General features: G+C 46.7%; 23 protein-coding genes and 1 pseudogene. 20 read left to right on the forward strand and 4 right to left on the reverse strand.

Going from position 1 to position 21099, the window contains the following annotated elements:
* Window positions 1-15 precede the first annotated feature (15 nt).
* The 8 genes from mecA to sufB all read left to right on the forward strand — a co-directional run bounded on the left by mecA (window position 16) and on the right by sufB (window position 7851).
* A complete protein-coding gene (gene mecA, locus ACHBHN_RS03075) occupies window positions 16-723 on the forward strand; it encodes an adaptor protein MecA (protein ID WP_105111542.1) in 708 nt (235 codons plus the stop codon).
* Window positions 720-1901, forward strand: coding sequence for an undecaprenyl/decaprenyl-phosphate alpha-N-acetylglucosaminyl 1-phosphate transferase (locus tag ACHBHN_RS03080; RefSeq protein ID WP_172022404.1), 1182 nt, complete (start codon window positions 720-722; stop codon window positions 1899-1901). Before mecA ends, ACHBHN_RS03080 begins: the two co-directional genes overlap by 4 nt.
* Window positions 1902-2071: 170 nt before the next feature.
* Window positions 2072-2845, forward strand: coding sequence for a Fe-S cluster assembly ATPase SufC (gene sufC / locus ACHBHN_RS03085; protein WP_105111544.1), 774 nt, complete (start codon window positions 2072-2074; stop codon window positions 2843-2845).
* Between the two features lie 16 nt (window positions 2846-2861).
* Window positions 2862-4124, forward strand: coding sequence for a Fe-S cluster assembly protein SufD (gene sufD, locus ACHBHN_RS03090; RefSeq protein ID WP_172022409.1), 1263 nt, complete (start codon window positions 2862-2864; stop codon window positions 4122-4124).
* Window position 4125: 1 nt separating this feature from the next.
* On the forward strand, window positions 4126-4674 hold the full coding sequence (locus ACHBHN_RS03095) for a GNAT family N-acetyltransferase (protein WP_394733601.1): 549 nt from the start codon (window positions 4126-4128) through the stop codon (window positions 4672-4674).
* Window positions 4675-4683: 9 nt separating this feature from the next.
* Window positions 4684-5904 (forward strand): cysteine desulfurase, encoded by a 1221-nt coding sequence (locus ACHBHN_RS03100; protein WP_394733602.1) that lies wholly within the window; start codon window positions 4684-4686, stop codon window positions 5902-5904.
* Entirely contained in the window at window positions 5891-6331 is a 441-nt protein-coding gene (gene sufU, locus ACHBHN_RS03105; protein ID WP_105160834.1) for a Fe-S cluster assembly sulfur transfer protein SufU, read from the forward strand. Before ACHBHN_RS03100 ends, sufU begins: the two co-directional genes overlap by 14 nt.
* 104 nt (window positions 6332-6435) lie before the next feature.
* Window positions 6436-7851: a Fe-S cluster assembly protein SufB gene (gene sufB / locus ACHBHN_RS03110; protein ID WP_002938151.1), complete on the forward strand. Its 1416-nt coding sequence runs from the start codon at window positions 6436-6438 to the stop codon at window positions 7849-7851.
* Between the two features lie 443 nt (window positions 7852-8294).
* On the opposite strand, the gene ACHBHN_RS03115 is transcribed toward sufB, so the two are convergent.
* Window positions 8295-9035 (reverse strand): PHP domain-containing protein, encoded by a 741-nt coding sequence (locus ACHBHN_RS03115; RefSeq protein WP_105111548.1) that lies wholly within the window; start codon window positions 9033-9035, stop codon window positions 8295-8297.
* A 401-nt stretch (window positions 9036-9436) separates the two neighbouring features.
* On the opposite strand from ACHBHN_RS03115, the gene hisC reads away from it, so the two are divergent.
* The 11 genes from hisC to hisE all read left to right on the forward strand — a co-directional run bounded on the left by hisC (window position 9437) and on the right by hisE (window position 17420).
* Entirely contained in the window at window positions 9437-10489 is a 1053-nt protein-coding gene (hisC, locus tag ACHBHN_RS03120; RefSeq protein ID WP_394733603.1) for a histidinol-phosphate transaminase, read from the forward strand.
* A complete protein-coding gene (locus ACHBHN_RS03125; RefSeq protein WP_105111550.1) occupies window positions 10486-11460 on the forward strand; it encodes an ATP phosphoribosyltransferase regulatory subunit in 975 nt (324 codons plus the stop codon). Before hisC ends, ACHBHN_RS03125 begins: the two co-directional genes overlap by 4 nt.
* The gene (hisG, locus tag ACHBHN_RS03130; protein WP_105122918.1) at window positions 11461-12108 is read left to right on the forward strand and encodes an ATP phosphoribosyltransferase; all 648 of its coding nucleotides are present in this window, start codon (window positions 11461-11463) and stop codon (window positions 12106-12108) included.
* Window positions 12105-13388 carry a histidinol dehydrogenase gene (gene hisD, locus ACHBHN_RS03135; RefSeq protein ID WP_394733604.1) on the forward strand — a complete coding sequence of 428 codons (1284 nt, stop codon included), beginning with the start codon at window positions 12105-12107 and terminating at the stop codon, window positions 13386-13388. The genes hisG and hisD overlap by 4 nt, the downstream gene beginning before the upstream one ends.
* Window positions 13375-14022 (forward strand): phosphoserine phosphatase SerB, encoded by a 648-nt coding sequence (gene serB, locus ACHBHN_RS03140; protein WP_394733605.1) that lies wholly within the window; start codon window positions 13375-13377, stop codon window positions 14020-14022. Before hisD ends, serB begins: the two co-directional genes overlap by 14 nt.
* Window positions 14023-14092: 70 nt before the next feature.
* Complete coding sequence (gene hisB / locus ACHBHN_RS03145) at window positions 14093-14677, forward strand: imidazoleglycerol-phosphate dehydratase HisB (protein ID WP_394733606.1); 585 nt, start codon at window positions 14093-14095, stop codon at window positions 14675-14677.
* Between the two features lies 1 nt (window position 14678).
* On the forward strand, window positions 14679-15287 hold the full coding sequence (hisH, locus tag ACHBHN_RS03150; protein ID WP_105111555.1) for an imidazole glycerol phosphate synthase subunit HisH: 609 nt from the start codon (window positions 14679-14681) through the stop codon (window positions 15285-15287).
* Window positions 15288-15298: 11 nt separating this feature from the next.
* A complete protein-coding gene (gene hisA, locus ACHBHN_RS03155; protein ID WP_394733607.1) occupies window positions 15299-16018 on the forward strand; it encodes a 1-(5-phosphoribosyl)-5-[(5-phosphoribosylamino)methylideneamino]imidazole-4-carboxamide isomerase in 720 nt (239 codons plus the stop codon).
* A gap of 2 nt (window positions 16019-16020) precedes the next feature.
* On the forward strand, window positions 16021-16785 hold the full coding sequence (gene hisF, locus ACHBHN_RS03160; protein WP_394733608.1) for an imidazole glycerol phosphate synthase subunit HisF: 765 nt from the start codon (window positions 16021-16023) through the stop codon (window positions 16783-16785).
* Entirely contained in the window at window positions 16778-17092 is a 315-nt protein-coding gene (hisI, locus tag ACHBHN_RS03165; RefSeq protein WP_105111558.1) for a phosphoribosyl-AMP cyclohydrolase, read from the forward strand. Before hisF ends, hisI begins: the two co-directional genes overlap by 8 nt.
* A gap of 13 nt (window positions 17093-17105) precedes the next feature.
* Window positions 17106-17420 (forward strand): phosphoribosyl-ATP diphosphatase, encoded by a 315-nt coding sequence (gene hisE / locus ACHBHN_RS03170; protein WP_105122925.1) that lies wholly within the window; start codon window positions 17106-17108, stop codon window positions 17418-17420.
* A 50-nt stretch (window positions 17421-17470) separates the two neighbouring features.
* On the opposite strand, the gene ACHBHN_RS03175 is transcribed toward hisE, so the two are convergent.
* Entirely contained in the window at window positions 17471-18112 is a 642-nt protein-coding gene (locus ACHBHN_RS03175; RefSeq protein ID WP_172073697.1) for an HAD hydrolase-like protein, read from the reverse strand.
* Between the two features lie 36 nt (window positions 18113-18148).
* Entirely contained in the window at window positions 18149-19108 is a 960-nt protein-coding gene (locus ACHBHN_RS03180; protein ID WP_394733609.1) for an asparaginase, read from the reverse strand.
* 70 nt (window positions 19109-19178) lie between these two features.
* On the opposite strand from ACHBHN_RS03180, the pseudogene ACHBHN_RS03185 reads away from it, so the two are divergent.
* Window positions 19179-20541, forward strand: a pseudogene (locus ACHBHN_RS03185) (Cof-type HAD-IIB family hydrolase).
* Between the two features lie 33 nt (window positions 20542-20574).
* On the opposite strand, the gene ACHBHN_RS03190 reads toward ACHBHN_RS03185, so the two are convergent.
* Entirely contained in the window at window positions 20575-21027 is a 453-nt protein-coding gene (locus ACHBHN_RS03190) for a universal stress protein (RefSeq protein WP_257104870.1), read from the reverse strand.
* Between the last annotated feature and the right edge of the window lie 72 nt (window positions 21028-21099).

A 21099-nucleotide genomic window follows, 5' to 3' on the forward strand; every position in this document is an offset into this window, starting at 1 on the left:
ATGTATGAGGTAAGTATGAAAGTAAAACAAATTAGTGATTCGACCTTGAAAATCACTATTCTATTAGATGATTTGGAAGAAAGAGGCATGGAGATTGCGGATTTTCTTATGCCCCATGAGAAGACGGAGGAATTCTTTTATTCTGTTTTAGATGAATTGGAGTTGCCCCTGACCTTTCGAGAAAGTGGCATGCTCAGTTTTCGCGTAACGCCCAAGCCTGACAAGGTCGATATTTTTGTAACCAAGTCAGAGATTGATAAGCACATCAACTTTGAGGACTTGGCTGACTTTGATAATCTCGATGAGGTCAGTCAGATGACGCCGGCGGATTTTCTTCAGTCTTTGGAGAAAAACCTGAAAGATAAGAGCGCCTATGACAAGGATGCGGTACAGCGTCTGGCAGATATAGAGGCTGAAGAAGAGGCAGAGCCCTATATCTACTACGTTCTGCACTTTGATCATTTGCACGAAGTGGTTCAATTCGCCCAGGCCATCGATGTGGATTTTGAAGAATCAGAGCTCTACAAGATGAACGATGACTACTTTATGACTGTCCTCTTGGATGTGAGTGACCGTTCCGCAGATTATCCAGATTACCTCCTGTCTAGAATGTTGGAGTACACGGACGACTCTACCGTGACCCGTCCTGTTCTGCAGGAGCATGGCCAAGTCTTGTTGCCTCTAGCCGCTGTTGAGGAATTGAAGAAGGTAAGTCTTGCATGATGCCTTTTGCTTTGAAATATGTCCTCATCCTGATTGGAACCTTGATTACCTCGGTCATTCTGACGCCTCTGATCCGTTTTCTGGCTTTTAAAATTGGGGCGGTGGACCATCCAAATGCCCGCAGAATTAATAAGGTACCCATGCCAACGGCTGGTGGCCTAGCTATTTTTATCACCTTTTCGGCTGCGGTTCTCTTCTTTCTACCGCAAATCGTTACCTATGTGAGCCATAAGGGAACCTATTTTGACTACGTTCTTCCCTTGGTTCTGGCGAGTGGTATGGTGGTGGTGACAGGCTTGGTGGATGATATCAAGGAGCTCAGTCCTTTGCCCAAATTCCTTGGGATAACAGCTGCGGCCCTAGTCATTTGGTTCTTCACGGATTTCCATTTTGATGCCTTTAAACTGCCTTTTGGTGGCCCCTATATTGAGTTTCCGACCTGGTTGTCCTTTTTCCTCACCATGCTCTGGATTGTAGCCATTACCAATGCGGTTAATTTGATTGACGGCTTGGACGGGCTGGTTTCAGGGGTATCGATTATTTCGCTGACCACCATGGGCCTGGTTTCCTATTTCTTCCTGGTGGAGAGCGAGATTTATTTGACCTTGACCTTATTTGTCTTGGTTGTTGCGATTGTCGGGTTCCTGCCCTATAATTACAATCCGGCCATTATCTATCTTGGTGATACGGGAGCCCTCTTTATTGGCTTCATGATTGGTGTTTTGTCCCTCCAAGGTCTGAAAAATTCGACTGCTGTTGCTGTTGTGACGCCCATGATTATTCTGGGAGTACCGATTACAGATACGGTTGTGGCCATTATTCGTCGAATTCTGTCGGGCAAGAAAATTTATGAAGCAGACCGGATGCATCTCCACCATCGCCTCCTGTCCCTGGGCTTGACCCATCGGGGAACAGTCTTGGTTATCTATGGAATTTCCTTCCTGTTCTCATTGATTTCCCTCTTGTTCAATGTGTCCAGTCGTGTCGGCGGTGTATTGTTGATCTTATCTGCAGGATTCGGCCTGGTTCTCTTTTGTGAACTCATCGGTATTTTCGGTGAAAATCGAACGCCCCTCCTCAATCTTCTGCGCTTTATTGGCAACAGTGGTTATCGACAGGAACGGGTGGCTGACTGGAAAGAAAAACGAATTATTCGGAGAAATCAGAAGAAAGATTAAGTCTAGAAACATGGAAAGAGCCGATTGGCTCTTTTTTTGATATACTATGATAGATACTGTTCATTAAAATTTCCAGACAATGAGATTTTATGTGCGTCAAGGGGGGAGCTGCCTGGGTAGTTTTTCCCAGCATGTATAAGGGACAGGACAGAAAAATAAAGGAGCATACCATGTCAGTATTAGAAATCAAAGACCTTCATGTGGAAATTGAAGGCAAGGAAATCCTCAAGGGTGTCAATTTGACCCTCAAAACAGGTGAAATTGCAGCCATCATGGGACCAAACGGTACCGGTAAATCAACCCTTTCAGCAGCCATCATGGGCAATCCAAGCTACGAAGTGACGCAAGGGGAAGTCCTCTTTGACGGTGTCAATATCTTGGAATTGGAAGTGGATGAGCGCGCTCGTATGGGTCTTTTCTTGGCTATGCAGTACCCATCTGAAATTCCGGGTATTACCAATGCAGAATTCCTCCGTGCAGCTATGAATGCTGGCAAGGAAGACGAGGACAAAATCAACGTCCGCGACTTTATCACCAAGTTGGACGAGAAAATGGAACTCCTCAATATGAAAGAGGAAATGGCTGAGCGTTACCTCAACGAAGGTTTCTCTGGTGGTGAGAAAAAACGCAACGAAATCCTGCAATTGCTCATGTTGGAGCCAACTTTTGCTCTTCTTGATGAGATTGACTCAGGTTTGGACATTGACGCCCTCAAGGTCGTATCAAAAGGCATCAACGCTATGCGTGGCGAAGGTTTTGGTGCCATGATTATCACCCACTACCAACGCCTGCTTAACTACATCACGCCTGATGTGGTCCATGTCATGATGGAAGGTCGTGTCGTGCTTTCAGGCGGCCCTGAATTGGCGCAACGCTTGGAAAAAGAAGGCTATGTTAAGGTAGCTGCTGAGCTTGGCATCGACTACAAAGAAGATGACATTTAAGTCTTTGGAGGAACCTATGACCAAAGAATTGATACAAGAATTTTCAGCCTTGCAGGCAGAACCGACTTGGTTGACAGACCTGCGCCTTAAGGCTTTTGACAAAATAGCAGAGCGGGACTTGCCAGTTATCGAGCGGGTAAAATTTCACCGTTGGAATTTGGGTGACGGAAGCCTAGCTACAAATGATGAAATCGGGGCAGTTCCAGATTTTACAGCTATCGGTGACAATCCTATGCTGGTTCAGGTTGGCAGCCAAACTGTTTTGGAACAGTTGCCAGCTGATCTAGTCGAAAAAGGGGTAGTCTTTACGGACTTTACTTCAGCTATGGATGTCATTCCAGATGTCATCGAGAAGTATCTGGGAGCAGCTGTCTCCTATGACGAGCACAAATTAGCCGCCTATAACACAGCATATTTCAACGCAACCGCGGTTCTCTATGTTCCTAACAACGTTGAAATTGACCAGCCTGTCGAAGGTATTTTCTACCAAGACGCGACAAGTGGCGTGGCTTTTAACAAGCGCGTACTGATTATCGCAGGCAAGAACACCAAGCTCAATTATTTAGAACGATTTGAGAGCCTTGGCGACGACGCGGTGAAAACCTCTGCCAACATTGTGGTCGAAGTGATTGCCCAGGCAGGAAGCCAGATTAAGTTCTCAGCCATTGACCGCTTGGGGCAGCACCTGGATACCTATTTGACTCGCCGTGCGACCATTGGCAACGATGCCAGCGTGGACTGGGCCATTGGTCTCCTTAACAAAGGAAATGTCGTCGCTGACTTGGATGCAGACCTCAAGGGAAATGGTAGCCATGCTAATCTCAAGGTGGTCGGCCTGTCAGCTGGCCGTCAGGTTCAGGGTGTCGATACCCGCGTGACTAACTACGGCAATAATTCGGTCGGTCATATCCTGCAACACGGGGTTATTTTGGAAAGTGGTACTCTTACCTTTAACGGCATTGGACACATTATTCGTGGTGCCAAGGGAGCGGATGCCCAGCAGGAAAGCCGCGTCCTTATGCTGTCTGACAAGGCGCGTTCCGACGCTAACCCAATCCTTCTCATTGATGAGAATGAAGTCACGGCCGGTCACGCAGCTTCTATCGGTCAGGTGGACCCAGAGGATATGTATTATCTCATGAGTCGTGGTTTGGATCGCGCGACAGCCGAGCGTCTGGTCATCCGTGGGTTCTTGGGAGCTGTTATCACAGAAATCCCAGTCAAGGAAGTCCGCGACCAGATGATTGATGTGATTGAAGATAGCTTGTCAAAACGCTAAGATGAAACAAGGAAAGATTCAAGTTATATTAGAACCCCTTGCCAAGTCGGATTGGGATGCGTTTATCCTGGCAAATCAAGTATCGTTTAACTTCGGAGCTTTGGAAGAATTAGGAGAACGCCATACCTTCTTCGAGGAGGAAGGCCAGGTCATAGCGCGTGAAACGGTTCTCATGTCTTTGGAACATGGACAAGCCTACTGGATAGTACTGGAAAATCAGCGAGTAGGCGGCCTTGTTCTCGTCTTAGATGGTGAACAGGGAGAACTAGAAACCCTGTTTACTTCACCAGAAGTCCATGGCCGAGGCATTGGATTTGCGACCTGGCAAGTGGTGGAAGCGACCTTTCCACAGGTCAAGGTTTGGCAAACCATCACACCTTACTATGACCAACGCAATATCCATTTCTATGTCAATCGATGCGGTTTTCGCATTGTTGAATACTTCAATGCCTTCCATAAAGTAATGTTTTTGGAAGGGAAAGAGGAACAGGATATGCTGGAACAATTTCCGCAGGGAGTTTTCCGCTTTGAAAAAAGGATAAAGAAGTGAGGGATAGTCATGTTAGAAGAGTGTAAATCAGATTTTCCCATTTTAGACCAAATTGTTAATGATGAGCCGCTGGTTTATCTGGATAATGCCGCAACGACGCAAAAGCCGCAGCAGGTATTGGATGTCTTGGCAGACTATTACCAGAAGGACAATGCCAATGTCCACCGTGGAGTGCATACCTTGTCTGAGCGCTCGACGGCCCGTTATGAGGCGGCGCGCCAGACGGTAGCTGATTTTATCCGTGCTAAGTCTAGCAAGGAAATCCTCTTTACCCGAGGAACGACGACGGGGCTCAATTGGGTGGCTCAGTTTGCTAGAGATCTTCTCCAAGCAGACGACGAGGTCATCATTTCGGTTCAGGAGCACCATTCCAATATCATTCCTTGGCAGCAGGCCTGCCAGAAAACAGGGGCAAAGCTCCGCTATGTTACCTTGAAAAATGGCGAGCTCGACATGGACGTCCTGAAGGAAGTCCTGTCTGAAAAGACCAAGTTTGTCTCTCTAGCCCATATTTCCAATGTTTTGGGCTCAGTTGCGCCCATTAAGGAAATAGCAGAGCTGGTGCACGCGGTCGGTGCCTACTTGGTAGTGGACGGTGCCCAATCAACTCCGCATATGGTTATTGATGTGCAGGATTTGGACGTAGATTTCTTTGCCTTCTCAGGGCACAAGATGTTGGGACCAACCGGTATTGGCGTCCTCTATGGCAAACAAGAACTGTTAGAACTAATGTCTCCTGTCGAATTTGGGGGTGAAATGATTGAATTTGTCTATGAACAATACGCAACTTGGAAGGAACTACCTTGGAAATTCGAAGCGGGGACACCTAATATTGCGGGTGCTGTCGGACTTGCAGCTGCCATTGATTACTTAAATGACATCGGCATGGAGCATGTCCAGCAGCACGAGGAAGAATTGATTGCTTACATCTGGCCAAAATTGCAGGCCATTCCCGGCTTGACCATTTATGGCAGTCAGGATCTATCCAAGCGGACAGGGGTTATTGCCTTTAACTTGGACAACTTGCATCCACACGATGTGGCAACCGCTCTGGACTATGAAGGAGTTGCTGTGCGGGCTGGCCACCATTGTGCCCAACCGCTTCTCAGGTATTTGCAGGTACCAGCCACCGTTCGAGCAAGTTTTTACATCTACAATACCAAGGCTGACTGCGACAAGTTGGTCGAGGCAATTATCAAGACAAAGGAGTTTTTCAATGGCCCTATCTAGATTAGACTCTCTTTATATGGCAGTTGTGTCTGAGCACTCCAAGTCGCCTCGTCACCGCGGAAGTTTGGACGGAGTGGAAAAGTTGGAACTCCACAACCCAACCTGTGGCGATGTGATTGAACTATCAGTCAAGATTGAAAAAGATGTGATTACCGATATTGCTTTTGACGGAGTTGGCTGTACCATTTCAACCGCATCAGCTTCTATGATGACTGAAGCAGTGCTTGGCAAAGAAATCAGTCAGATTCAAGAACTAGCAGAAATTTTCTCACAAATGGTCCAAGGCCAAGAAGATGAACGTCAGAAGGAACTAGGAGACGCCTCCCTCCTCGCGGGTGTTGCCAAATTCCCTCAACGCATCAAATGTGCCACACTTCCATGGAATGCGATTAAGAAAGCACTGGAACGAAGTGAGAGTGCTGAATAAGCATCAATACAAACTCTAAAAATGAAAATCATATAGAAAGGATTGTTCAGTTTTTGATTGGAACTGAACAGGCCCAAGATTTATAGGGCTTAGTATCTTATATTATGTCAGAAGAAAGAATTGAACCAACCCCGATTGATCTTGGGGAATATAAATTCGGTTTCCATGATGAAAACGTGGAACTGGTAGCTTCGACTGGTAAGGGGTTGAACGAAGAAGTTATTCGTGAAATGTCCCGTATCAAAGGCGAGCCTGAATGGATGCTGGAATTCCGTCTCAAGTCCTATGAGACCTTCAAGAAAATGCCTATGCAGACTTGGGGTGCAGACCTATCTGAACTGGATTTTGATGATATTGTTTACTATCAAAAACCATCGGATAAACCGGCACGTAGCTGGGATGATGTACCAGACAAAATCAAGGAAACCTTTGAACGCATCGGTATCCCAGAAGCTGAGCGTGCTTACCTGGCAGGTGCTTCTGCCCAGTACGAATCAGAAGTGGTTTACCACAACATGAAGGAAGAGTACGACAAGCACGGCATTATCTTTACAGATACTGACACGGCTCTCAAGGAACATCCAGAGCTCTTCAAAAAATACTTTGGAAAACTCGTTCCGCCATCAGACAATAAACTGGCCGCCCTCAACTCAGCCGTTTGGTCAGGTGGTACCTTTATCTACGTGCCAAAAGGCGTCAAGTTAGATATTCCATTGCAGACTTATTTTCGTATCAACAACGAAGGAACAGGTCAGTTTGAGCGGACGCTGATTATTGTGGATGAGGGAGCAAGTGTTCACTACGTCGAAGGCTGTACAGCGCCGACCTATTCGACTGCCAGCCTGCACGCTGCCATCGTGGAAATCATTGCCCACGAAGGTGCCTACATGCGCTACACGACCATCCAGAACTGGTCTGACAATGTCTATAACCTCGTAACCAAGCGTGCTCGCGCAGAGAAAAATGCTACGGTCGAGTGGATTGACGGAAACCTCGGTGCCAAGACAACCATGAAATACCCGGCCGTTTATCTGGAAGGAGAAGGCGCGCGTGGAACCATGTTGTCCATCGCCTTTGCCAATAAAGGTCAGGTCCAAGACACGGGTGCCAAGATGATTCACAATGCACCACGGACCTCCTCGTCTATCGTATCCAAATCTATTGCCCGTGGCGGTGGAGAAGTTAACTACCGTGGTCAAGTAACTTTTGCCAAAAACTCGGCAAAATCTATCAGCCACATCGAGTGTGATACCATCATCATGGACGACATTTCCAAGTCGGACACTATCCCGTTCAACGAAATCCACAACTCACAAGTGGCCCTGGAACACGAAGCCAAAGTATCAAAAATCTCAGAGGAACAACTCTATTACCTCATGAGCCGCGGCCTATCTGAATCTGAAGCCACAGAGATGATTGTCATGGGCTTTGTCGAACCATTCACCAAAGAACTCCCAATGGAATACGCAGTCGAACTCAACAGACTGATTGCCTATGAGATGGAGGGGTCGGTTGGTTAGATTTTTGGCAATTTAGCAAACATGAGTTTGCTAAAAGCCAAAAAATCTCCAACCGACGTTGGAAATAGAGAGCGACGGCAGTCGCTCTTCTTTATAATCTTATAACAATTCCATTCCTTCCACGCTCGTCGTTTTCTGTAAGAAAACGATATGTAGCTAGGAGTTTCGTAGAAACTCTCTCCAACTGAAGTTGGAGATAAGGACTTGCGGTAGCGAGTCCACATTATAATAAAGTATACAACACATCCAAAGTAGCTTTAGGGCTACTTTTTGCATTGGTCCTCCCACCAAGGATTCTTAAAATAGGGAATCCTATCTAGCAACCATTAAAATTCAAAAAGCGAACAAGTTAGTATTCTGATAGTCAGAAAATCTAATCTTGATCGCTTTTTATTCTTTATATGATTGAGACAGGCTCTTTTTCAGCCGAGGTTTGCCAATAATTATAAATTTATAATCTCTTCTTCTGGAATTCCGTAGTCTTCTAGCATCTGCAACATCTTCTCGAAGCCCAGTTGAAAATGTTCCAAGACATGTCCGTCGGAGCCCAGAGAATAGCGGTGGCAACCTAGTTCTTTGACCAATTGAAGAGCGTAACGGTACAGTTCTTCGTGGTGATAGAGGTAGATGCTCTTGGCATTGAGTTCAAAGGCTAAATCATGCGCTATCATTTTCTTGAAAATGCGGATGAGCTGAGGCTCAAAAGTCTCTAGTTCTTGAACAGTCACATCAAAGAGGCGGAAACCGTAGTCAAAATGCGCCAAGACGTCAGCTGGAACCCGTCCGACGGCATATTCCAAGCGGTCCAAATAATCGGTCATGACCGCCATCTTGTCCATATCTGCCACTTCTTCGTCTAGATAATCGTTAACTCCGTTGTGATGGACGGATAATAATTTGAGGTCGAAGTCTTTGTCTGCTAAGTAGGCTAGAATATCGGTTTCCCGCGGTTGGAAATAGCCGATTTCAATGCCTTTCTTGATGCGCTTACCATAGTCTTCATTAAGCACAGCAATTTCTTGGGAATAGGCCTCATAATCAGGAATATCATCCTGCTTGCTATAGGGATTGGACAAATCAAAATGCTCCGTCGTCACGATTTCGCCGCTGTAATGCTCGAGATAATCTTGAAATCGCGCCTTGGAATCGTAGGAGTGGTGGGTATGCAGGTGGTTGTCTCTCATGGTAATTCTCCTTTCTTTCTATTGTAACAAAATCGCTTTTGAGCGACAAGTTCGGAAATCAAGGGAAATGGAATAAAAAAATCTGATAATTCTTGCAATTTATCAAAAATTTGGTAAAATAGTACAAAATATAAAGCGATGAGAGAAACAATCCCAGACCATTTTTCAGAGAGTATCTAGTTGCTGAAAGGGTACATCGGTTTGGGTACACATTCTTGAGTGCAATTGCCAACGGTGTTGAACCTAGTAGTGATTGACGTCTGTCTACGTTACGGGCTGAAGTCTTTGACTTCCTGAGGGATATACGGCGACGTATGTCTGAATGAAGGTGGAACCACGTGTAAGCGTCCTGAAACAAGGATCTTGCGCGTGTTTTTTTTTATCGTTTGAGAGGTAATGACATGGAAATAAAAGGGCTTAGAAAGATTACACCTTATGTGGCTGGAGCGCAACCACAGGTGGCCAATATGATTAAACTCAATACCAACGAGAATGCCTATGGACCAAATCCAGCGGTAGTTGCGGCTTTGGCTGCTTTTGATGCGACAAACCTACGTCGCTATTCGAGTCTGGATCAGGCGGAACTACGTCAGGCCTTGGCGGAGCAACACGGTTTGGAGGCGGACCAATTTGTCATTGGCAATGGTTCGGATGACGTCTTGTCTATGGCTTTTCTGTCCTTCTTTCAAACGGAGCAACCGATTTTGTTTCCAGATTTGACCTACGGCTTTTACAAGGTCTGGGCTAATTTGTATCAGGTACCTTTTAAAGAGATACCGCTGGCGGAGGATTTTAGCTGGCGAGTGGCAGATTATCAGAGAGAATGTGGGGGAGTGATTTTGACCAATCCCAACGCTCCGACGGGATGCTTCCAGTCTCTGGGCGATATTGAGGAGGTTCTGAAGGCTAATCCGCAGGTCGTTGTCATCGTTGATGAGGCTTATGTCAATTTCGGCGGGCAGACAGCTATTCCGCTTTTGGACAAATACCCCAATCTCTTCATTACGCGGACCTTCTCCAAGGATGCATCACTAGCGGGTTTGCGTGTCGGATACGGCATAGGTTCCAAGGAGCTGATAGGTGTTATTCAAGCGGTGCGCAATGCCATCAATCCTTACAATGTGGATGCCATTTCGGAAGCTTTGGCTTTGGCTGCGGTCAAGGATTGGGCCAATTACGAAGAGACCTGCCGGAAGATTATGGCAACGCGCGATTGGTTTGCGGAAGAATTGACCAGACTTGGCTTTGACGTTTTGCCGTCAGCAACCAATTTCCTCCTAGTGCGACCATCTCGTGTTAGTGCGGGAGAACTGTTCAAGCACTTGGAAGAGGAGCAGATTTATGTCCGGTATTTTCCAAACCAAGAACGCATAAAAGATAGACTACGCATCTCCATCGGCACACAAGAGGAGATGGAGCAGGTCTTAGCAAGGATAAAGGAAGGGTGCCTATGAACAATCGAACATTGCCACAAGGACTGCACGACAAGCTTTTCAAACGCGCCCGTGCTACTTATGAAATTGAGCGGACGGTCAGTGACCTTTTGATAGAGCGCGGTTTTCATCGGATTGAAACGCCGACCTTGGAGCATTTTGAAGTCTTTTCAGATACTGTCGATACCAATAATTATCACCTTTTTGACAAGAGAGGCCATCTTCTGAGCTTGCGGCCGGATATTACTAGCCAAGTAGCCCGTGTCATTGCTTCAACTCGGGTGCAGACGCCTATTAAATTTTCTTATTCGGGCAAGGTCTTTCGCAGTCAAGAAGCCATGCGGGGCTTGGAAAATGAACGCACTCAAGCCGGGATTGAAATCATTGGCTACCCTGTACAGGAGGCCTATGCTGAAGCTATTTCTAGTGCCAAACAAGCTTTAGAACGTTCGGGTTTGAAAGACTACAAATTTGAGTTTTCGCATGCAGCCATCCTCAAGACGATTTTTCAGCAATTGGAACTAACTTCTGAGGTGGCGGATGATTTGTCCCTCCATATTCGGGATAAAAATATTACCAAGCTCCACGAATTTACCAAGCAGCATCCGAGTGAATTTGATGGTTTCATCAGTCGTTTGCCTTACTTGTTTGGAGAGGTAGAGGCGGTCTTGGCAGAAGCCCGGCAGGTGTCGCAGAATGCGCAATTATTGCAGGCTTTTGACCAATTAGAAGCATTTATCGCCATGGCAGAAATTGATTTGGGGCCTGTCACAGTGGATTTGGCCCAACTTCCGACGGTTCCATACTATACAGGCATGATGTTCAAGGTTTTTGACCAGCAATTGCCAGACGCCTTTTTATCGGGTGGGCGGTATGACAAGCTCTTTGAGCGGTTTGGAGCCAAGGAGCTGACAGCTATCGGTTGGGCCTTGGAAATTGATGCCATTTACCAAGCCATTCGACAGGATTTAGACTATCAAGGAGGGAAGTAAATGGGTGATCAGATTACCATTGCCTTGACCAAGGGGCGGATTGAGAAGGAAACCTTGGCTCTTCTGGAAAAGGCGGGTTTTGATATGTCTTTCATGGCCGATAAGGGGCGGAATTTGATTTTTGAAAGCCCTGATGGGCAGTTTCGCTTTTTACTGGTCAAGGCTCCGGATGTAACGACCTATGTTCGCCACGGAGTGGCAGATATGGGCGTTGTCGGCAAGGATGTCTTGATTGAGCATCCTGCAGGATTTTTGGAAATGCTGGATTTGAACTTTGGCTTGTGTAAATTCTCGGTTGCCTCTGTTCCAACTTACAATCCCAGTGATCACAAGCGGAAGCGGATTGCGACCAAGTATCCAACAGTTGCCCTGGAACATTTTAAGCAAAAGGGCGAGGATGTCGAGATTATTTCTATTCAAGGTAGTGTGGAAATTGCTCCTGTTCTGGGACTGGCCGATGCCATCGTCGATATTGTGGAGACGGGCAATACCTTGGTGGCCAATGGTTTAGTGGTCTTTGAAGATATTTGTCGGATTTCCTCGCGTTTGATTGTCAATAAAGCCAGCATCAAGAATAAGCCTCAAGTGCTATCATTTATCAAGAAATTAGAAGACATTGTCGGAAATGAGGAGGTACCTTTTAGATGAAACGCTTAAGTGGAACAAGTCATGACATTGCGGCCTTGCTCTATCAAGAACAAGTGGCGCTGAATGCAGAAACGGTCTCCGTAGAAGAGACCGTCAAGAAAATCATGGCACGGGTCGCTCGTGAAGGAGATGCAGCTCTGAAAGCCTACAATCTCCAGTTTGACGGGATCGAGCTCGATGACTTAGAAGTCAGTCAAGCGCAAATAGATGCAGCTTTTGAGCAGATTGAACCAGACACTCTCTCAGCCTTAGAAGGTGCCAAAGCCAATATCGCTTCCTACCACCAACAACAGGTGGAAGTGGGTTTTGAGGACCAACCGTCTGAAGGCGTCCTTCGTGGGCAACTCATTCGTCCCCTAGAGCGAGTGGGCGTCTATGTTCCGGGAGGAACAGCCGCCTATCCTTCTTCGGTCTTGATGAATGTCATCCCAGCAAAAATTGCTGGTGTAGAGGAAATCATCATGATTACCCCGCCACAGGAGACTTACAATCCAGCGATTTTGGTGGCGGCAAGATTGGCTGGAGTGGATAAGATTTATCAGGTTGGCGGAGCCCACGGGATTGCCGCGCTAGCTTATGGAACGCAGTCCATTCCCAAGGTGGATAAAATTGCCGGGCCGGGCAATATCTATGTTGCAACGGCCAAGAAATTGGTCTATGGCTTGGTTGGAATTGATATGATTGCCGGTCCATCTGAAATTGGCGTTATCGCAGACGAGACGGCAAATCCTGTTTTTGTAGCGGCGGATTTGTTGTCACAGGCGGAGCACGATCGCTTGGCGCGTGCGATTTTGGTGACCAATTCGGAAGTCTTGGCTGAACAAGTCGAGCTAGAAATCGATCGGCAGCTGCAGACCTTGCCTCGTGAGGAAATTGCGCGGACGTCCATTGAGCAGAACGGACGCATTATCGTGACAGACACGGTAGAAGCCATGTTTGACTTGATGAATTTGGTGGCGCCTGAACATTTGGAAATTGCTATGGAAGATGCCTATGATTATCTTCCCTTGGTCAAGCATGCTGGGTCGATTTTCTTGGGTCATTATACCAGTGAGCCGATTGGGGATTATTATGCAGGGACCAATCATGTTCTGCCAACTTCAGGCACCAGCCGTTTTTATTCGGCACTGGGTGTCCATGATTTTATCAAACGAATACAATACACACAATATAGTAAGAAAGCCGTGCAAGAGGCTAGTCAGGCTATTACAAATTTAGCCTATTCAGAAGGGTTGGCTGCTCATGCACGGGCCATTGAGGTGAGAAATGAAGGAAGTTAAGGGATTATTGGTCATGGATGTGGACAGCACCTTGATCATGGAAGAAGGCATTGACCTGCTGGGCGAAGAAGCTGGTCTCGGTCAGCGAGTCGCGGACATTACCGAGCGCGCCATGCGAGGGGAATTGGATTTTGAAGAAGCCTTGCGTGAACGCGTTGCCTTGCTGGCGGGCTTGCCCGAAACGGTTTTGGACCGCATTTTAGGGCGCATTCATTTCACACCGGGAGCAGAAGAATTGGTGGCAGAACTTCACAAGCGTGGCTATAAGGTAGCCGTCGTGTCGGGTGGTTTTCATCAGACGGTCAATGTGTTGGCGGAACGGCTCAATTTGGACTATGTTAAGGCTAATACGCTAGAAATTGTCAACGGAGTTTTGACAGGACGTGTGACCGGGGACATTGTGACCAAGGATGTTAAGGAAACCATGCTCAGAACTTGGGCGGCGGAAAATGGTCTCGACATGCAAGATACGATTGCAGTGGGCGATGGTGCCAACGATCTGCCCATGATTCAGGCAGCTGGTATCGGCATCGCCTTCTGCGCCAAACCCATTGTGCAGGAACAGGCTCCTTATCAAATCAATGAGAAAAATTTGTATCAGGTGATTGAGATTTTGGATAGGGTGAAGAAATAAGAGACAGTATTCACACGTCAGGTACCGATCTGCGAATACAGCTTCTAATTAGTAAAGAAAGAAGAACATCATGAGAACAGCAAGCATTGAACGCAATACCTTTGAAACAAAAATTAAGTTGGCGGTTAATTTGGATGTGCAGGATCCGGTTGAGATTGTGACAGGTGTGGGCTTTTTTGACCACATGTTGACCCTTTTTGCCCGCCACAGCCGCATGTCTCTAGTTGTCCATGTAGATGGTGATACGTGGGTGGACAGTCATCATACGGTTGAGGATGTCGGGATTGTTCTTGGACAAGCCATCAAGGAAGCTCTGGGCGACAAGGTCGGTATCAATCGTTACGGAACTTCTTTTGTGCCTATGGATGAGACGCTGGGCATGTCCAGTCTGGACTTGTCTGGACGCTCTTATTTGGTCTTTGATGCGACTTTTGACAATCCAAAATTAGGCGATTTTGATACGGAATTGGTAGAGGAATTCTTCCAAGCCTTGGCTTTCAACCTGCAGATGAACCTGCATTTGAAGATTTTGCACGGGAAAAATAGTCACCATAAGGCTGAAAGTCTCTTCAAGGCAACAGGTCGAGCTCTTCGCGAAGCCATTACCATCAACCCTGACATTAAGGGTGTCAATTCAACAAAAGGACTCTTGTAATATGATACGAGTGATTGATTATGATGCAGGAAACACAGCTAATGTCCTGCGGGCCTTGGAAAAAATCGGTGTAGCTGCGGAATTGACAGCGGATCCTGAGAAGATTTTGTCGGCTACAGGCTTGATTTTACCGGGAGTCGGTGCCTTTCCGTCGGCCATGGCTGAATTAGAAAAACGCCAACTGCTCCCAGCTATTCAGACAGCTGTGGCGGCTGGCAAGCCTTTTTTGGGTATTTGTCTAGGCATGCAGTTGCTTTTGAACCACGGTCTGGAACACCAGCCGACCAAGGGTTTGGGCCTCATTCCCGGTGTTTGTCGTCCTATTCCAGCTAAAGAGGGCTATCCTGTGCCCCACATGGGCTGGAATCAGTTGGAAGTCAAGCAGAAAAATCCACTGACAGATGGGCTTGATGACCAGTCGGTTTACTTTGTTCACAGTTATTTTACCGATGTAGCGCCTGAATATATCGACGCAACAGCGGATTATAGCAGGGAAATTCCAGCAATGATTTCAAAAGGAAATGTCTTTGGGGCGCAGTTTCACCCTGAAAAATCAGGTCAGGTTGGGCTTGGCATTTTGACAAAGTTTGCGGCATTATGTCAGAAATAGTGAGGGAAGATATGCAGATTTATCCAGCGATTGATATTCGAAATGGGAAGGCAGTGCGTCTCTTTAAAGGAGACTTTAATCAGGAGACCATTGTTAACCCAGATGTATTAGACCAAGCCAAAACATTTGCGGCTGCGGGGATTGGCTTTATTCATGTGGTGGATTTGGACGGTGCTTTAGAGGGACGAGCGACCAATAGGGATTTGATTGCCAGTTTGAAAAGCGAGACCGGTCTCCGCATTCAAGTTGGAGGTGGCGTTCGCACCTTGGACCAGATTGCGGATTATCTGGATGCCGGTATTGACCGTGTCATTATTGGGTCTATGGCTGTTAAAAATCCAGATTTTGTCAAGCAAGCCTTGGAGCATTTTGGAAGTCAGGCCATTGTCGTGGGCATCGATGCCAAAAATGGCTTTGTCGCAACAGAAGGCTGGCTAGAAACCAGTCAAGTAGATTATCTGAGCTTGGCCAAGGAGATGGAAAAAATTGGGGTGCGCCTCTTTGTTTACACCGATGTGGACCGCGACGGTACCTTGACAGGTCCTAATTTTGACCATTACAGAAAATTGAAGGCGACCTTGACAGAGGCAGATGTCATTGCTTCTGGTGGTATCCACTCCATGAGCGACTTAGTGGAGCTGGCGCAAATCGGTGTTTCTGGAACCATTGTCGGCAAGGCCTATTACAGCGGCAAGGTCAGCTTGGACGAATTGCAGCAATTTGGAGGTTGAACATGTTAGCAAAACGCATTATTCCCTGTCTGGACGTCAAGAACGGTCGGGTAGTCAAGGGGGTCAATTTTGTCAACTTGACGGATGTGGGAGACCCTGTGAACACAGCAAAAGCCTACTACGAGGCAGGCTGTGATGAATTGGTTTTTCTTGATATTACGGCGACGCATGAAGAACGCGAAACGACTGTGGACATGGTGCGGCGCGTGGCAGACCAAGTCTTTATTCCTTTTACCGTTGGCGGTGGCATTCGTTCCGTCGATGATATGAACAAGATGCTCAAGGCAGGGGCTGACAAGGTATCGGTCAATTCATCGGCGGTGGCCAATCCATCCTTGATCAAAGAATGTGCTGAAAAATTCGGCAGCCAATGTGTTGTGGTCGCTATTGATGCGCGCAAGGAGGTAGATGGAACTTGGCATGTCTACGTGGCTGGCGGTCGCAAGGATACCGGTCTAGATTTATTAGATTGGGCCAAGAAGGTCGTCGAGCTCGGAGCTGGCGAAATCCTTTTGACCAGCATGGACAAAGACGGGACTAAGTCAGGCTTTGATGTGGACATGCTCAATGCTGTGGCGAGCGTTGTGACGGTTCCGATTATTGCATCGGGTGGTGCTGGAAATATGGACCATATCCTTGAGGTATTTGAACAGACACCGGCGACTGGAGCACTGGCAGCATCCATCTTTCATTATGGCCAAGTCAGCATTGCTGAAACCAAATCAGCTATGCGCCAGAATGGAATTGAGGTGCGATTAAATGATTAGTATTGATTTTGCCAAGCAAGACGGATTGGTGCCTGTGATTGTCACTGACCATGAGACAGGTCTGGTCTTGATGCTGGCTTATATGAATGAAGAATCCTATCAAAAGACCTTGGAAACCAAACAGATGCATTACTGGAGCCGGTCGCGTCAGGAATTGTGGCACAAGGGTGCAACCAGTGGGCATTTTCAGACGGTTAAATCCATCAAAACAGATTGTGACCGCGACACCCTGCTCATTTCCGTCGAGCAAGTAGGGGCTGCCTGCCATACGGGTGCCTATAGTTGCTTTTTTGAAAACATACTCTAAGAAAGGAGCAGATATGCTAGAAACCTTGTACCATGAAGCCCTGAACCGTAAGCGTAATCCAAAAGAAGGGTCCTATACTAACTACTTGTACGGCAAAGGCTTGGATAAAATTCTCAAGAAAGTTGGGGAAGAGGCGACAGAAGTTGTGATTGCCGCCAAAAACGCCGACAAGGAAGAAATTGCCAATGAAACAGCTGATTTGCTCTATCATATGGCTGTTCTGCTGGTGGAAACTGGCGTGAGCTTGGAAGAAATCGAAGCTGTTTTGCAAGCTCGTCAAGGAAAAGTCAGTAAAACCAGCGACCGCCGAGAAATTAGTGACTACTAAAAAAGCTCATCACGAGCTTTTTAGTTTGTGAAAAAATCCGAAAAAAGTATCTACCCCAACAAATCTTCCAGTTCTTCCACCGTTTGGACAATGTGGCTGGCACCAGCAGTTGTCAATTCCTCTCGGTCACCATAGCCATACAGGACACCGATACTGTCGAGCTGGTGTTGCTTGGCACCGATGACATCATGTTTACGGTCACCAATCATGACAGCTTTGCCATTGATTTTTTCCAGTTGGTCCAGCGCATAGGTAATAATCTGCCCCTTCTTGGTGCGCGTGTCATCCAAACTTGCGCCTGCAATGACTGTAAAATAGCGGTCCAATTCAAAATGAGCCAATATTTGTTTGGCAAAGATTTCTGGTTTTGAAGTGGCTAGGAGGAGTGTTTTCCCTTGCTCTTGCAATTTGCCCAACAATTCCGGAATACCGGGATAGGGATGGTTTTCAAACATTCCCTTGCTGGTAAAATATTCCCGAAAATAATCGACTGCCTGCTGGGTTTCTGCCGCATTCAGTCCATAAAACTGGGCAAACGATTCGTAGAGAGGTGGTCCGATAAAGCGAGACAAGTGACTGGAATTGTCATCAGCAATGCCCATTTTTTCCAAGGCATAGGCAGCCGAATGGATAATGCCGGGACCAGAATCGGTCAATGTTCCGTCTAAGTCGAAGAGAAGCATTTGGTACATAGGAACCTCCATTTTTATTGGTCCGTAAGACAAGTGTTATCCCTGTATATAGTCAGCCAATTCCTGATCCTTCAGACCTGCATTTAAGGCAATCAAGAGCTTGATTCTGGCTTTTTGAGCATTCAGCTCCTTGACAAAGAGGATACCTTCTTGCTCTAGTTGGATACCGCCTCCCTGGTAGGCGTAGACAGGCTCGGCAATACCGTTAAAGCAACGAGAAACCAGCACAATCGGAATTCCTGCTGCCAGCAAGCGGTGGATTGCTGGCAAGATAGATGGAGGCAGATTTCCAGCTCCCAGGGCCTCAATCACAAGACCGGAAAGTTTACCAGGGTCTAGAGAATCAAGGAGAATGGTCTCCATATCTGCATAAGCTTTGATGATAGGAATGGTTCCTGCAATTTCTGATAAATCAAAGCGAACACGTGGCTCAGCAGTTTTGAAAAAGAGGATTTCCCGTTTGGTTACAAGCCCCAGAGGACCGTGGGTCGGAGTCTGGAAAGTAGAAACATTTGTCGTATGGGTCTTGGTCACATATTTTGCGGCATGGATTTCATCGTTCATGACCAGCAAAACCCCCTTATCTGCCGCCTTTTCATCTGAGGCGACACGCAGGGCTGTCAGATAATTATAGACACCATCACTACCCAAATCATTGGAGGAGCGCATGGCCCCTGTGATAACAATCGGCTTTTGAGGAATGGCCATGGTATCCAAGAAATAGGCTGTCTCTTCCAAGGTATCGGTGCCATGAGTGATGGCAAAGCCGTCAAATTCATCCGCCTGTCGCTTGATTTCTTGGTAGAGCGCCATCATGTGTTCCAATCGAATATGGGGACTTGGCAGGTTCAAAAAATCAACAGACACTACCTGAATAGTGTCCAAGGGAGTAGAAAGACTGGCCATAGGATTGTGGGAACTAGAAGAGACGCTCCCCTGATTGTCGGTCTGCATAGAAATGGTTCCTCCAGTGTGGAGGGCCAGAATTTTTTTCATAAGTTTTCAGTTTCTTTCAAATCTGTGATATACTAATTGTAACATAATTCCAGGGAAGTAGGTGAGCTAGATGGCGGTAAAGGCAGTGTTTTTTGATATTGACGGAACCCTTCTGACCGATAATCGAACAGTCAGCAAATCCACCATCCAGGCCATCAATGCCCTCAAGAAAAATGGCATTTTCGTGGGCTTGGCAACAGGCAGAGACCCCAACTTTGTCCTGAAATACATGGCCGGCCTATCGCTGGATCTGGCCATCACCTACAATGGCCAATATATTTTTTCAAGAGACCAAGTCCACTTTGCCCAAGCCTTGGATAGGGGAACATTGGAGACCTTTCTTGAGTTGGTGGAGAGCAATCAGTGGGACTACTCACTTGGGCTGGGGACAGGAGTTGTAGGCAGTGGTATTATGAACGTAGGCACTGGTCACCTGGTCTACAGATTGACACGCATGATACCGATCTCCTGGGCTAGTGGCATCAACTTCCTGATTAACCGCCTGGTTCGCAAATTCCGTCCTAAGGACACAGACAAGATTCGTTCCTATCTGGATCAACCGGTTTATCAAGTCTTATTGTTGGCTACTGAGTCAGTGACCCAGCGCCTGGCCCTTCAATTCCCAACTCTTGGTTTTACCAGGTCCAGTGCCTATGCGGCAGATGTCATCAGCAAGGGCAATTCCAAACTGCAAGGCATCCAAAAATTGGGAGAAATCTATGGCTTTAATACGGAAGAAGTGATGGTTTTTGGGGATTCAAACAATGATTTGGAAATGTTAGCCGGTGTTCAGTATGCCATTGCCATGGGAAATGCTACCCAACAGGCCAAAGGGACGGCGACCTATGTGACAGATACCAATAATAAGGATGGTATTTATAAGGCCTTGGTGCACTTTGGTCTCGTGGAGGAGAAGAATGTTGACTAGTAAGGATGCCAATGTTAATGCTGTTCGTGACTTTCACAAGGCTATGGATGGCACACTTCAGGAAATTCCCCAGGCATTTGATGGGAATACGGCCTTTTACAGGGCTAGTTTCAAGTTGGAGGAGCTGGTCGAATTTTTACAGGCAGCCTCATCGGACCAGGCAGATTTTGACCGTAAGGTCCAGGGCCTGCACCAGCAACTCGACAAGGCAGTGGCAAAAGTTACCAGTAAAGGCAGTCCAGGTCTCTCCTTGGTTGGTCAGGTCGATGCCCTGATGGACTTGCTCTATTTTACTTACGGTTCCTTTGTTTTGGTAGGAGTTGACCCCAAACCCATTTTCGATATTGTCCACCAGGCTAATATGGGTAAGCTTTTTCCGGATGGTAAGGCCCATTACGACCCTGTTTCCCACAAAATATTGAAGCCAGAGGGCTGGGAGGAGCGTTTTGCACCAGAAGGGAAAATTCAAGACGAACTAGACAGACAAAAAGGCAGAAAATCCTAATGCGATTCTCTGCCTTTCAATTTATCTAGATGTTTATAGACTTTTTTCTGGATTGCGCACAATCAAGATGTCAATGTCTGTGTGGCGCATGATGTATTCAGAAGAAGAGCCGATGAGCAGTCGCTCGAAGGTGTTGAGACCAGTCGCTCCCAGTAGCATCAAATCGGCACCAGCCTCTTGTGGAATGTTTGTGGAGAGTAAGGTCTTGGGATTGCCAAACTCAACGATAGTGGCAATGTCTGTCAAGCCTGCATCGGTAGCCCACTTTTTATAATTTCCTAAAAGAGTTTCGGCCTCTTTTTCAAGAGATTCGTAGATGGATGCGTCAAAAGCTACGACATTATGTAGGGCTCTGGTGTCGATGACATGGGCAATGGTCATTTTTGCCTGATTGCGCTTAGCAACTTGAATGGCTTTTTGCAAAGCAACTTCGGCATTTGTTGAACCATCAACAGCAACTAAAATAGATTGATAGGTTTGTGACATGATCCTTACCTCCTTTTAGACAATTTTTGTAAGGGAATATTATACATTTATATTATAAGGTATTTTGCAAAA

It is taken from the genome of Streptococcus sp. A22 (assembly GCF_043674215.1).
Taxonomy (GTDB): domain Bacteria; phylum Bacillota; class Bacilli; order Lactobacillales; family Streptococcaceae; genus Streptococcus; species Streptococcus suis_V.

Coding starts and splice junctions, on each gene's coding strand:
- hisC (WP_394733603.1), top strand. CDS start 9,437: ATGGAAATAAAAGGGCTTAGAAAGATTACACCTTATGTGGCTGGAGCG.
- ACHBHN_RS03175 (WP_172073697.1), bottom strand. CDS start 18,112: ATGTACCAAATGCTTCTCTTCGACTTAGACGGAACATTGACCGATTCT.
- ACHBHN_RS03100 (WP_394733602.1), top strand. CDS start 4,684: ATGTTAGAAGAGTGTAAATCAGATTTTCCCATTTTAGACCAAATTGTT.
- mecA (WP_105111542.1), top strand. CDS start 16: ATGAAAGTAAAACAAATTAGTGATTCGACCTTGAAAATCACTATTCTA.
- ACHBHN_RS03095 (WP_394733601.1), top strand. CDS start 4,126: ATGAAACAAGGAAAGATTCAAGTTATATTAGAACCCCTTGCCAAGTCG.
- hisH (WP_105111555.1), top strand. CDS start 14,679: ATGATACGAGTGATTGATTATGATGCAGGAAACACAGCTAATGTCCTG.
- hisA (WP_394733607.1), top strand. CDS start 15,299: ATGCAGATTTATCCAGCGATTGATATTCGAAATGGGAAGGCAGTGCGT.
- hisG (WP_105122918.1), top strand. CDS start 11,461: ATGGGTGATCAGATTACCATTGCCTTGACCAAGGGGCGGATTGAGAAG.
- ACHBHN_RS03115 (WP_105111548.1), bottom strand. CDS start 9,035: ATGAGAGACAACCACCTGCATACCCACCACTCCTACGATTCCAAGGCG.
- ACHBHN_RS03180 (WP_394733609.1), bottom strand. CDS start 19,108: ATGAAAAAAATTCTGGCCCTCCACACTGGAGGAACCATTTCTATGCAG.
- hisI (WP_105111558.1), top strand. CDS start 16,778: ATGATTAGTATTGATTTTGCCAAGCAAGACGGATTGGTGCCTGTGATT.
- hisF (WP_394733608.1), top strand. CDS start 16,021: ATGTTAGCAAAACGCATTATTCCCTGTCTGGACGTCAAGAACGGTCGG.
- hisD (WP_394733604.1), top strand. CDS start 12,105: ATGAAACGCTTAAGTGGAACAAGTCATGACATTGCGGCCTTGCTCTAT.
- sufB (WP_002938151.1), top strand. CDS start 6,436: ATGTCAGAAGAAAGAATTGAACCAACCCCGATTGATCTTGGGGAATAT.
- sufC (WP_105111544.1), top strand. CDS start 2,072: ATGTCAGTATTAGAAATCAAAGACCTTCATGTGGAAATTGAAGGCAAG.
- sufU (WP_105160834.1), top strand. CDS start 5,891: ATGGCCCTATCTAGATTAGACTCTCTTTATATGGCAGTTGTGTCTGAG.
- hisB (WP_394733606.1), top strand. CDS start 14,093: ATGAGAACAGCAAGCATTGAACGCAATACCTTTGAAACAAAAATTAAG.
- ACHBHN_RS03080 (WP_172022404.1), top strand. CDS start 720: ATGATGCCTTTTGCTTTGAAATATGTCCTCATCCTGATTGGAACCTTG.
- sufD (WP_172022409.1), top strand. CDS start 2,862: ATGACCAAAGAATTGATACAAGAATTTTCAGCCTTGCAGGCAGAACCG.
- ACHBHN_RS03190 (WP_257104870.1), bottom strand. CDS start 21,027: ATGTCACAAACCTATCAATCTATTTTAGTTGCTGTTGATGGTTCAACA.
- ACHBHN_RS03125 (WP_105111550.1), top strand. CDS start 10,486: ATGAACAATCGAACATTGCCACAAGGACTGCACGACAAGCTTTTCAAA.
- serB (WP_394733605.1), top strand. CDS start 13,375: ATGAAGGAAGTTAAGGGATTATTGGTCATGGATGTGGACAGCACCTTG.
- hisE (WP_105122925.1), top strand. CDS start 17,106: ATGCTAGAAACCTTGTACCATGAAGCCCTGAACCGTAAGCGTAATCCA.